The 12,180-nt window shown below is 71.2% G+C and carries 8 protein-coding genes; 4 read left to right on the top strand and 4 right to left on the bottom strand.

The window, feature by feature from the left end; genetic code table 11:
- Window positions 1-453 precede the first annotated feature (453 nt).
- The gene (locus OO69_RS05435) at window positions 454-3,879 is read left to right on the top strand and encodes a lectin (RefSeq protein WP_234444342.1); all 3,426 of its coding nucleotides are present in this window, start codon (window positions 454-456) and stop codon (window positions 3,877-3,879) included.
- 67 nt (window positions 3,880-3,946) lie between these two features.
- Here the strand turns inward: OO69_RS05435 and OO69_RS49345 are convergent, their stop codons facing one another.
- From OO69_RS49345 to OO69_RS05420, 3 genes are all read right to left on the bottom strand, one after another.
- Complete coding sequence (locus tag OO69_RS49345) at window positions 3,947-4,510, bottom strand: hypothetical protein (RefSeq protein WP_158713352.1); 564 nt, start codon at window positions 4,508-4,510, stop codon at window positions 3,947-3,949.
- A gap of 20 nt (window positions 4,511-4,530) precedes the next feature.
- Window positions 4,531-5,979, bottom strand: a complete 1,449-nt coding sequence (locus OO69_RS05425) for a sensor histidine kinase (protein ID WP_051800811.1) — start codon at window positions 5,977-5,979, stop codon at window positions 4,531-4,533.
- Window positions 5,980-6,083: 104 nt separating this feature from the next.
- A complete protein-coding gene (locus OO69_RS05420) occupies window positions 6,084-6,779 on the bottom strand; it encodes a response regulator transcription factor (RefSeq protein ID WP_033279262.1) in 696 nt (231 codons plus the stop codon).
- A 314-nt stretch (window positions 6,780-7,093) separates the two neighbouring features.
- On the opposite strand from OO69_RS05420, the gene OO69_RS05415 reads away from it, so the two are divergent.
- Both OO69_RS05415 and OO69_RS05410 read left to right on the top strand, forming a co-directional pair.
- Window positions 7,094-9,382: a hypothetical protein gene (locus tag OO69_RS05415; protein ID WP_033279261.1), complete on the top strand. Its 2,289-nt coding sequence runs from the start codon at window positions 7,094-7,096 to the stop codon at window positions 9,380-9,382.
- Window positions 9,379-10,707 (top strand): S53 family peptidase, encoded by a 1,329-nt coding sequence (locus tag OO69_RS05410; protein ID WP_234444341.1) that lies wholly within the window; start codon window positions 9,379-9,381, stop codon window positions 10,705-10,707. The genes OO69_RS05415 and OO69_RS05410 overlap by 4 nt, the downstream gene beginning before the upstream one ends.
- Before the next feature lie 58 nt (window positions 10,708-10,765).
- Here the strand turns inward: OO69_RS05410 and OO69_RS05405 are convergent, their stop codons facing one another.
- Window positions 10,766-11,038, bottom strand: coding sequence for a Smr/MutS family protein (locus tag OO69_RS05405; RefSeq protein WP_234444340.1), 273 nt, complete (start codon window positions 11,036-11,038; stop codon window positions 10,766-10,768).
- A 156-nt stretch (window positions 11,039-11,194) separates the two neighbouring features.
- Here OO69_RS05405 and OO69_RS05400 point away from each other — a divergent pair, with 156 nt between their 5' ends.
- The gene (locus tag OO69_RS05400) at window positions 11,195-12,118 is read left to right on the top strand and encodes an SGNH/GDSL hydrolase family protein (RefSeq protein WP_234444339.1); all 924 of its coding nucleotides are present in this window, start codon (window positions 11,195-11,197) and stop codon (window positions 12,116-12,118) included.
- Window positions 12,119-12,180 lie beyond the last annotated feature (62 nt).

The raw sequence follows: 12,180 nt of genomic DNA, 5'->3' as shown, positions 1-12,180 counted from the left end.
GGCCGGTCTCGCGCAGGGGTGGTGCGGGGGTACGTCCTCGACGGCTCGGGCCCGCGCCGAAGCACCGACCGGGTTCGGGGCTGCTTGGACCGTTCCACCCGTCGGACCAGCCAGGTTCAGTGAGTCCGCTTGGGCGTGGGACTCCTTACCGGTCCCGCCCGCAGCCCCCTGCGTCGAGGCCGTCGACGTCACGCGCACCCCGCGCACCCGCGGTCCCCAGCCCCGCCCGTTCAAGAACTCCGCCCCCAGAAACCCCCGCTCGCCTCGTTGACACACCATCAACACACCCGTTTCACTCGACACTCGTGCATTGGCAACGTTGTCAGGCCGTGGGAGCGACCAGGAACTGTTGCCTGTCGCCGGCGTTCCGGTGTTCTCCGGTGCGCCGCCACCTGATCTGCGAAGCACGAACCGCTGCGGAGGCGACCGATGGTGAGACCCCGACGTTCAGCCGTGCCACGTGACCGCAACAGATTCCGTCAACGCCTCGCCCTGGTCTGCGTGTTGGGCCTGACCGCCCTTCCGCTCACGGCGATCGGCAGCGCCGCCCAGGCCGCGGGCACCGCGACACCGGCGCTCGTGACGGACCCCGCGTCCCTCGTCAACCCGCTCATCGGCACCTCCGGAGCGGTGGACACCTTTCCCGGCCCGGACATGCCAGCCGGCATGGTGCAGTGGGGGCCGGACACGACGCCCAACCGCCCTGACGGCGGCGGCTACGAGTACAACGCCACCAAGCTCTCCGGCTTCAGCCTCACCCACGTGTCGGGACCCGGTTGTCCCGTGGCGGGCGACCTGCCGATCCTGCCGGTGACCGGTTCGCTTTCGGGCGACCTCGGCAGTACGTCCGTCGGTTTCAGCCACGCCGACGAGCAGGCCGGCATCGGGAGCTACAAGGTCACCGACGCGAACGGCGTCAGGACCGAGCTGACCGACACGACCCGCGCCGGGCTCGGCGCCTTCACCTTCCCGACGGGTCAACAGGCCAACCTGCTCTTCAAGTTGAGCGGCGGCGCGACCCAGGTGGACGGGACCCGCGTCCAGGTGATCAGCGACAAGGAGATCAGCGGGGCGATCGACAGCGGGCACTTCTGCGGCGCGAGCAACAGGTACACGCTGCACTTCGACATCAAGTTCGACCAGCCGTTCACCGCGAGCGGCACCTGGGTCGGCGGCACCATCAACCCCGACGCGAAGTCGCTGAAGGCCGGCAAGGCCCAACTCGCCCCGCAGACGACCAAGTCCGCGCCGCTGAAGGAGAAGCACTTCACCGTCCCGGCGAAGCCGGCCCCGACGATCCACGGGACCGGTCCAACGGGCAAGGCGTCCGGTAAGGCCTCCGGTACGTCCTCGCCGGCGCCCGGCGCCAGTGCCGGGTCCACGTCGTCCGCCACGTCCCGGTCGTCCGCCACGAGCAAGGCCGCCCTGCCGCCCACGACCGGCGCGAACGGCATGTACCTCACCTTCGACACCACCGCGAACCCCACGGTGAGCGCGAAGGTCGGCGTCTCGTACACGAGTGACGCGGGGGCCGCGAACAACCTCGCCACCGAGATCAAGAACTGGAACGTCGGCGCCGTGGAACGGTCCAACCACGACGCCTGGAACGCCGTACTGAACAAGATCCAGGTGGGCGGCGGGTCCGCCGACCAGCAGACGCAGTTCTACACCGCGCTCTACCACGCGCTGCTGCACCCCAACGTCTTCTCGGACGACGACGGCCAGTACATGGGCATGGACAACCAGGTCCACAAACTGGCCAAGGGGCAGAAGGCCCAGTACGCCAACTACTCCGGCTGGGACACCTATCGCTCCCAGACCCAGCTGATGGCGATGGCCGAACCCAAGGTCGCCTCCGACGTCGTCACCTCGATGCTCAACGGCTATGACCAGACAGGTCTGTTGCCCAAGTGGGCCTCGAACAACGGCGAGAGCTACGTCATGGTCGGCGACCCGGCCGCCGGCATCATCGCCGACGCGTACGCCTTCGGCGCGACGGGCTTCGACACCGACAAGGCCCTCGCCGCCCTCCAGCACGAGGCCACCGTCCCGAACAACGACCGCCCCGGCGAGTCGGTCCGGGACGCGAAGGGCTACCTCCCGCTCGACGAGAACGACTACAACTGCTGCAACTTCTACGGCCCCGTCTCCACGCAGCTGGAGTACGACTCCGCCGACTACGCCCTCGCCTCCTTCGCCAAGTCGCTTGGTAAGACGGCCGTTTACGAGAAGTTCGCCACCCGCGCCCAGGACTGGATGAACGTCTTCAACCCGCAGACCGGTTACATGCAGGCCAAGAACAAGGACGGCCAGTTCGCGGGCGGGTTCACCCCCGGCACCTCCAACGGCTTCGTCGAGGGCACCTCCGCGCAGTACACGCCGATGGTCCCCTTCAACCTGCAACAGCTCATCCAGGCCCGCGGCGGCACCAAGGCGTACTCGTCCTACCTGGACAGCCTGCTCGACGACATCACCGCCCCCGGCAACACCGACGCCGACCTGAGCAACGAGCCCAGCGTCGAGATCCCCTGGGAGTACGACTACACCGGCCAGCCCTGGAAGACGCAGGCGGCCGTCCGCGAGGCGCAGCAGAAGCTGTACTTCAACGCCCCGGTCGGCTCGTTCGGCAACGACGACCTCGGCGCGATGAGCTCCTGGTACGTCTGGTCCGAGCTCGGCATGTACCCGGAGACCCCGGGCACGGACACCCTCGCGCTCGGCAGCCCGGCGTTCCCGGCGGCCAAGGTGACCTTCGGCAGCGGAAAGACGGTGCGGATCAACGCGCCGCAGGCCGCGCCCGACGCGCCGTACGTGCAGTCGCTCGGCGTCAACGGCAAGGCGTGGAACGCCTCTTGGCTCACCTACCAGAAGTTCCAGGGCGCGGGCACGCTCGACTTCACACTCGGCACGCAGCCCAACACGGCCTGGGCGTCAGGCCCTTCGGCGGCTCCGCCCTCGGACACCACGGGCGGCGGCCGGGTGCTGGCCGCTACCGGTCCCGCCAACGGCCTTGTGCTCCAGCCGGGTTCGGCCGGTGACGGCACGCTCGACCTGACCAACCTCGGCAGTGCGGCCGTCACGGTCGACTGGAAGGCGACGGCTCCCGCCGGCGTCACGTTGGACGCGGCGTCCGGTTCGCTGACGGTGCCCGCCGCGGGCAGCGCCGAGGCGAAGGTCAAGGTGACAGCGGGCGCGGACGAGGGCCTGTTCCCGGTCACCTTCGCGCTCACCGAGCACGGCACCGGTGCGGCACTGTCCGGGGCGACCCTCCGGGTGGCCGTGGCCAAGGCCGGTGCGCTCTGGCCGTACAACACCAACGAGGGCATCTATCCCGACGGCGTAACCTTCTCGGGCGGCTTCGACGGCGGTGGCTGGTCCTTCTCGCAGAACGCGTTGGCGGCCGCCGGCGTCACGAGCGGCTCGCCGCTCACGGTCGACGGCATCAACTACACCTGGCCGACGGTGACTTCGGGTCAGCTGGACAACCTGGAGATGGCCGGCCAGACCATCTCGATGCCGGCCGGCACGTCGGGTGCGTCGCTGGGTCTGCTCGGCACGGCGACCAACGCGCCGACCGACGGCAGCGGCGTCTCGGGCGCGGTGACCGTCACCTACACCGACGGCACCACCTCGCAGGGGACGGTCGCCTTCCCGGACTGGACCCTCAACGGCGGTTCCAGCAAGCCGCTTCCGGGTGACACGACGGCCGCGACGACGGCCTACCGGAACACCGGGAGCGGGGGCCGGGACGGCGTGAAGACCTACGTCTTCGCCGCGAAGGTCCCGTTGGACCCGTCCAAACAGGTCGCGTCGATCACCCTGCCGGTGACGGGCTCGACGGGCACGGACCACCTGTTCTCCTACGGCTTCGGCCAGTAGGCGCAAGCGGAGGGACGGAAGGGCCGGCTCCCGGGTTCACGCCCGGGGGCCGGCCTATGGGCGTGGCTCAGACGGAGCAGTCGCGGCTGGAGCCCTGCGCACGCCAGCCGTTGAGTCGGGTCACGACCACGGTCACTCCGGTCCGCACGGTGTCGGGGGCGTCGGAGAGGCGTGCCTCGGCGACCGTGCAGATCAGCTGTCGGGTGGCGATCGGCACCAACGGGGCGCTGTGCGGGGACAGTTGAACCGACACCCGGTCGCCGTCCGTGCTGAACGTCGGTGTGGACATGCGGGCGAACGCGGTCGTCAGGCCGCGCCGCCGGTCCCGGCCGTCCGGTCCGGCGAGCAGCAGTTCCATGGCCGTGTTCACATGGACCGGGTCGGTCATCTCCCGGTACACGGGGACGAGTTGGTCATCGGCGATGAAGTAGAGCACCGCGGTGGGCCGGACACCCGTGGCCGGGTCACCGGCCTGGACGACACCGGTCGCGGGGATGCCACAGCCGGCCAGCACCAGAGCCGCGGCGAACAGCATCCCCGACCTCATGCCCGACCTCATGCCCAGCGTCATGCCCGGCCTCGCGCCCTTCTTCATGACCGACCTCATGACCGACCTTATGACGGACCTCATGTCCCTTCCCCTGACGGCCCTCATGACCCGTCCTCCAACTCCGGCTGCGACAGCGGGAGTTCTACGGTGATGAGCGCGCCGCCGCCCGGATGGTTGGCCGCGCGGATCGTGCCGCCGTGGAGACGCACGTTCTCGGCGGTGATGGCGAGCCCCAGGCCGCTGCCTTCCGTCCGGGTGCGGGCGGTGTCGGACTTGTAGAAGCGGTCGAAGATGTGCGGCAGGACGCTCTCGGGGATTCCCGGCCCGCTGTCCAGCACCTCGAGCACCGCCCACCCCCGCGCACCGCCCGGTTCGGTCCGCCGGCGTCCGTACAGCGAGAGTTGGACCGGAGGCGCCCCGTGACGCAGGGCGTTCCCGGCCAGGTTGGCGACGATCACGTCGAGGCGGCGCGGGTCGACGCGTCCCCGCAGGGCCCCGGGCGGTGGCAGCAACGTGGTCACGGTGTCCTGCCATGCTCGGGACGAGAGGGTGCGCCGGACGGACTCCGCGAGGTCTATCTCGTCCAGGTGCAGGGCGGCGGCGCCGGCGTCGAAGCGGGAGATCTCCATCAAGTCCTCGACCAGCCGGGCCAGATGGGCGGTCTCCTCGCTGATCAGCCGGACCGCGCGGGCGGTGTCGGGATCGAGTCCGGCGGCGTCCTCGTCGAGGATGTCGGTGACGACGGACATGGCGGCCAGCGGGGTGCGCAGTTCGTGGGAGACGTCCGCGGCGAAGCGCCGGGCCTTGGCCTCCATGCGGCGGAGCTCGGCGATGGAACGTTCCAAGGCGGCGGCGGTCTCGTTGAACGTGTGGGACAGATCGGCGAGTTCGTCCGAACCGTGCACGGCGAGGCGGGTGTCGTACCGGCCCTTGGCGATCCGCCGGGTGGCGTGCCGCAGTTTCCGTACCGGACGCAGCACGCCCCGGGCGGCCAGCAGCGCGAGCAGTACGGCAAGACCCACGGCGGGTACGGTGGCCCGTTCCACGGCGGCGACCAGGGCCTGGACGGAGGACTCCTCGGCGGTCTGGGGGACCGTCAGGAAGACCGTGAGTCCGGAGGCCCTGCGCTCGCCGTTCGGGGAGGCGAGCATGACCGGCATGCCCACGACCAGGGAGGAGTGACCGTCGTGCGTCACGCGTTGGAAGACGGTCGGCGTCTGGGTGGTCGCTGTCGCGCGCAGGGAGGGCGTCAGTTCGGCGAACGGGTCGTGCGGTACCGAGGTGGCGCTTAGGCCGCGGTAGGTGACCAACACCCGCCATTTCCTTGAGGAATCGGCCTGGGCGACCTGGGTCGCGAACGACGTCAGGTCCTTGGCATCGGGCGGGACGGCCAGGCCGGGCGCGAGGGTGCCGGCCCGGTCGCGCAGCAGGCGGATGACGGAGTCCTGGCTCTGCTGGAGGATGCCGGTGCGCGCCTCCCGGAACGTCAGCGCCCCGGTGGACAGCGTGGCGACGACGGCCACCAGACCGAACGCCACCACCAGCCGCACGCGCAGCCCGCGCACCACCGGGAGGCGGAGCCGCGGTCGGCGGCGGGGCGGGGACGTGTGCGCGGGCGACGCTTCCGCCACCGGGGCTTGTCCAGTCGGCGCTGTCACCGGGGGCTGCTGAACCGGTAGCCGAAGCCCCGGACGGTCTGGATGTAGCGCGGCTGCCGCGAGGGCTCGCCCATCTTGGTCCGCAGCCGCTTGACGCAGGCGTCCACCAGCCGGGCGTCGCCGTGGTAGTTGTGCTCCCACACGGCCTCCAGGAGTTGCTGCCGGCTGAACACCCGGCCGGGGGAGGCGGACAGCGTCAGCAGCAGCCGTAACTCGGACGGGGCCAGCGGGACCGCGGCGTCCCCGCAGGTGACGGTGAGGGCCGCGCGGTCGATGCGGAGCTCGCCGTACGTCTCGGGCGCGGAGACGGTGCCGTCCGGGAACGGTCCAAGTTCGACACGGCGCAGTACGGCCCGGATCCGGGCCTCCAGGACCCGGGCCCGGACGGGTTTGACCACGTAGTCGTCCGCTCCGGTCTCCAGTCCGACCACGACATCGATGTCGTCGCCCATGGCGGTCACCATGATGATCGGCACCTGGCTGTCCCCGCGGATACGGCGGCACACCTCCAGCCCGCTCATCCCGGGCAGCATCAGATCCAGCACCACGACCTCCGGCCGGAACGACCGGAACCGTTCCAATCCGTCCTCCCCGGTCCCGGCCGCCTCGATGTCGTGGCCCTGGCGGCGCAGGGCGAGCAGGGCGCCTTCGCGGACGGCGGGGTCGTCTTCGATCAGGAGGACACGTGGCATGCGCACAGTATCGGTGCCCAACACCCGTTGGTCGTACGGCTGTTACGCGATGATCACATAGCCGGGGCTGTTGCGGTTCGGTCATCTTCCCGGCCGGTCGCGATCACATGGCCGGGCCAGTCTGAGCGGCCGTGAGCACATCAACGAGGCCTGAATTACGCACAGTTGCCGTCCGGAGCGGCGGATCGATACAGCCCTCCGGTCTCAGGTTCTGAACCCACGGCAACCTCCCCGACTCCCCGGCGGCACGGCGTCCCCCTCCGTGCCGCCGGGGCCTCAGCCCTGCCGGACAACACCCACCCAAGGAGCCATGCGTGAGATCAACCCTGTTCTCCACCAGGTCGTCCGCCGCCGGAGCCCTGGCCCTCGGCATCGTCGTGACCGCAACGGCCACACTGGGCTCCCCGGCGCTCGCCGCCGACGGAGCCCCGCCGGGCAAGGCGGCCGTCAAGGCGTCCGCCTCCCGGACCGTCACGCTGGTGACGGGTGATCAAGTCACCCTCAGCGCAAGGGAGTCGGGGCCACCGGTCATCGCCGTACACCCGGCCTCGCACGCCGCGGGCAGCGGTTCCTTCCTGTCGTTCCAGGACGGATCGGGCGACCGCTATGTGATCCCGGCCGTGGCACAGCCGTACGTCGGCAGGCAGCTCGACCTGTCCCTGTTCGACGTGACCGCGGCGGCCAAGAGCACGGCGACGGACGACCGTGTCCCGGTCACCGTCTCCTACGCCAAGGGCGTCGAGCCGACCGCCCCCACCGGGCTGACGCTCACCTCGACCGGCGGCTCGTCCGCGCACGGCTACACGACCGCCGCGTCCGGCCGGAAAATCGCGCGGCTGTTGAAGCAGCGGATCGCCGCCGACGTACGGGCGGGTCGCAAGCCGGGCAGCACCCCGCTGTTCCCGGGCGTGACGTCCGTCGCCGGGACCGGTCCAAAGCCCGCCGCGAGCACGCCCGACGCGAGCGGCCCGGCCGCCAAGTACAAGCTCAACATCCTCCAGATCACCGCCGAGGACCGGTCCGGCGCGGCGGCCACCGGGCAGGTCCTGGTGACCGACACCGACAACGCGGCCATGATGAGCGCGGTCCTCCCGGTGGACGACGGCCTCGAGAAGGTGGCCGTGCCGACCGGTCACTACAGCCTGGCCGCGCCGATGGTCGACTTCGACGCCTCGGGCAATGTCACCGCGCAGTCGCTGGTCACCGTCACCGACCTCGACGTGACCGGCCCGGCGAGCACGGACCTCGACGCCCGCACGGCCACCTCGCAGGTCGCCGCCGGCACACCCCGCCCGGCCACCGCCGACTTCACCGCCGCCACCTGGGCACGCACCGACGCCACCGGCGGCTCGGTCGGCGCGGCCCCCACCGCCTCGGCGATCTCCACCGACTCCACCCCGGTCTACGTCAACGCCCAACCGGCCGCCACCGTCGGCAAGGTCGCCTACTTCACCCAGTGGTCGGGCCACGGCACCGACACCGCCGACCCCTACCGCTACGACCTCGCCGGGCAGCTCTCCGACGAGGTGGCCGCCGACCAGCGGATCACCGTCACCGGCAAGCAACTCGCCGCCGTACAACAGCGGTTCGTCCGCGACCCGGCGGCCTCTCCCGACGGCCGCCTCACCAGCGGCGAACTCGCCCCCGGACTCCCCGCCGCCATCTCGGCCGGCGTGCCGCAGACCATGCCCGCCCGGGTCACCGACTACCTGAGCACCGACAACGGCGGCGTCTGGATCCAGCAGTCCTTCCCCGGCACGAGCGTCGCCTTCACCTCGGGCTTCCGCGCCCTCGTCGCGGGTCACGCCTACACGCAGGACTGGGCGCGCGGCCCGATCGGCCTGGGCCTCGGCCAGTACACGAGCGGAGCGTTCGGCGGCTCGGACTGCGCCGCCTGCTTCGCGGACGGCACCCTGCTCGCCTTCCTCACCCTGACCGACACCGAGCCCGACCACAACGGCGGCACCACCGTCTACGACGAGCAACCCCGCGTCTCCAGCGCCCAGTTGTACCGAGACGGCACGCTCATCGACGACGAGCCCGGCAGCACCGCCGCCTATGTCGACGGCCAGACCGCGCCCGACGCCCGCTACCGGCTGGTCGCCGACCAGGACTTCACCGGCGACACCACGCTCAGTCAATCCTCCACCCTCCACACCGAGTTGACGTTCGGACTGCCTTCGGCGAGCGACACCGGCTCCCTGCTGCCGGACCCGTTCACCTGCGAGGGACAGTCGGCGACCACGCCCTGCACGGTCCTCCCGCTGCTCACCGCACGCTTCGACCTCGCCGCCGACGACCTGAACACCAGCCACCGCACCGCCCAGACCATGGGGCTGGACATCGGCCATGTGACCGTCGGCGGGGCCGGTTCCCGGGCGGCTATCACCTCCGCCTCGGCCCAGGTCTCCTTCGACGGGGGCCAGACCTGGCAGGACACCGTCCTCACCGGTTCCGACGGCACCTACCAGGCCTCCTGGACCAACCCGGACTCCGCCCGCGGCACCAGCCCCGCGCTCCGCGTCACCGCCGAGGACGCCGACGGCAACGCCCTGACCGAGACCATCACGCACGCCTACACCGTCGCGGCGACCACCTCATGACGACCCGCGCCACCCGCCAACAGGCCCAACAGCACCAGGAGTTCGATCCCCGGATGAGCGCCCGCCCGATACGCACAGCCCCTCTCATACGCACCCTCCGGGCCGCCGTGCCCGCCCTCCTCGTCGCCCTCGCGCTTCCCGCCGCAGGCACCGCCCACGCGGCCGGCACCGCCACCGCGCAGCCGCACGTCGTACCCGCCTGCGTCGCCGCCCCGGTCGGGCAGGCCCGGTGCTTCGCCCTCCTCCGTACGGACGTCCACGGCGGCCTCGGAGTACGCGGACCGGCCGCCGCGGCCAAGTCTTGGACCGGTGCAACCGCCGCTGATACGGCCCTGCCCGCCGGCTACGGCCCGGCCGACCTGCGCGCGGCCTACGGCCTGCCGTCGACCGGCGGCGCCGACCAGACCATCGCCCTCGTCGACGCCTACGACGATCCGACCGCCGAGGCCGACCTCGCCGTGTACCGCGCGACCTACGGACTGCCGCCGTGCACCACGGACGACGGCTGCTTCCGCAAGGTCAACCAGCGTGGCGACACCGCCCCGTTGCCGGCCTCCGGTGCCACCAGCAACTGGGCCACCGAGACCGCGCTCGACCTGGAGATGGCCTCCGCCGCCTGCCCGCAGTGCCACCTCCTGCTCGTCGAGGCGGACGACCCCGTCCTGTCCGACCTGGCCGCCGCGGTGGACACCTCCGTCGCGCTCGGCGCCACCGAGGTGTCCAACAGCTACGGCGGCACCGAGGCGCACGGCACGGTTGGCTACGCGAAGGACTACAGCCACGCCGGGGTGGCGATGGTCGCCTCCACCGGCGACTCCGGTTACACCGTTCCACCCTTCCCGGCCGCGTACTCCAGCGTCGTCGCGGTGGGCGGCACCTCACTCACCCGTGCCGACAACGACCGCGGCTGGGCGGAGACCGCCTGGGCCGGGGCGGGCAGCGGCTGTTCGGCCTGGGTCGACAAGCCGGCCTGGCAGCAGGACACCGACTGCCCCGGCCGCACCATCGCGGACGTCTCCGTCGTCGCCGATCCCGACACCGGTCCCGCCGTCTACGTCACCTCCACGCCGCGGGGCAGCGGAGGCTGGACGGTCGCGGGCGGCACCAGCGCCTCGGCGCCGTACGTGGCGGGAGTGATCGCGCTCGCCGGCGACCCCGGCACCTTCCCCGACGCGTCCCGCCTCTACGCCGCCCCGGCGGCCGGCCTCAACGACGTGACCGAGGGCGCGAACGGTACCTGCGACGGCGACTACCTCTGCACCGCGGTGCCGGGTTACGACGGCCCCACCGGCAACGGCACCCCGAACGGCCTGTCGGCGTTCTGACCGGGACCGGTCCAACGCACGGTGTCCGGCTCCCGCTCCGGCGCGTCGGCCGGCGGAGTCAACGGAGGTGGACCAGGATCCGGCCCGCGTTGGTCGGATCCTGTTCCACGCGGGCGTAGAGCTTCTTGATGTGCTTCTGCGCCAGCACGGCCAGCACCCGCTTCTTCAGCTGGCCCGTGCCCTTGCCCGGGATGATCTGGATGGTGTCGACCCCGGTGGCGGCGGCCTTGAAGAGGGTCTGCCGCAGGGCCGTGTCGATGTCGCGGTCGCTGCGGAAGTAGGGGTGCAGATCCAAGGTGATCAGGGCCATCGCCTCCGAGGTGTTCTCCAACTTTGGTTCTACGAGGCGGTCGTCCCGTAGCGCGAGGACGGAGCCTCGCCCCGACCCTAGGCTCGATCACATCGAGAGAGCGACAGCTCTTCCGCGGCACCGGCCGGCGCCTGTCCCATTCCCCGAGAACGAAGAGGCGTTGTGTCCCCTTTCGGATTGATCGGATCGAACAGTTCCCCGGGCAGCCAGTCCCGGACGCGCCGCGCCGCCGCCGGAGCCCTGGCCGCCTCGGCCGTCGTCGTCACGCTGGCCGCGCCGACCGCGACAGCTCACAGCACGACGGCCACCCCCACCGGCGGGCCCGCCTATGTGGCGCTCGGCGACTCCTACGCCTCCGGTGCCGGACTTGCCGGAGTGAAGGACAAGGAGTGCGACCGTACGACGGGCAGCTACCCCAGCCTCATCTCCAAGTTCGCCTCGATGGTGGGCCTGAACCACACCTTCGACGACGTCACCTGCAGCGGCGCCACCACGAACAACTACTGGAATCCGCAAGGCAGTAAGGCTCCCCAGGCCGACGCGCTCACTCCCCGCACGAGACTCGTCACCCTGACCATGGGCGGCAACGACGTCGGCTTCAGCAGCGTGCTCGCCACCTGCGCCCGCGTCGCCGCGACGGACCGCGAGGGCACCCCCTGCAAGCAGTACTTCACGGCGGACGGCAAGGACGTACTGGCCGACCGCGTCGCCACCATGGAGGGGCGCGTCCACGACGTGCTGGCCGACATCAAGCGCCGCAGTCCACACGCCAAGGTGATCGTCGTCGGATACCCCGCGCTCTTCCCCGACGACGGCGTCGGCTGCGCCGAAGTCCCCTTCGCCAAGGGCGACTTCGCCTATCTGCGGGACGCGACGAAGCAGGCCAACGCGGCGCTGCGCCGCCAGGCGTCGGCCGACGGGGTCAACGCGTCCTACGCGGACACCTACACGCCGACGGTGGGCCACGACATGTGCCAACCGCGCGAGGAACGATGGGTCGAGTCGCTCACCCCCGCCGTCGACACCGCGGCCGCGCACCCCAACGCGTCCGGCCAGTTCGCCATGGCCATCGCCACGCTGCGACAGATCCACAGGGCGTAACAGCGCCTCAGGGCCTACATCCCCAGACTGACAGGGCGCCCGGATATCCGTCGGTGGCCGGA

Source organism: Streptomyces sp. NRRL F-525 (assembly GCF_000716605.1).
GTDB lineage: Bacteria > Actinomycetota > Actinomycetes > Streptomycetales > Streptomycetaceae > Streptomyces.
Note: the sequence above shows the minus strand (reverse complement) of the source record. Positions and strands in the feature narration are given on the sequence as shown.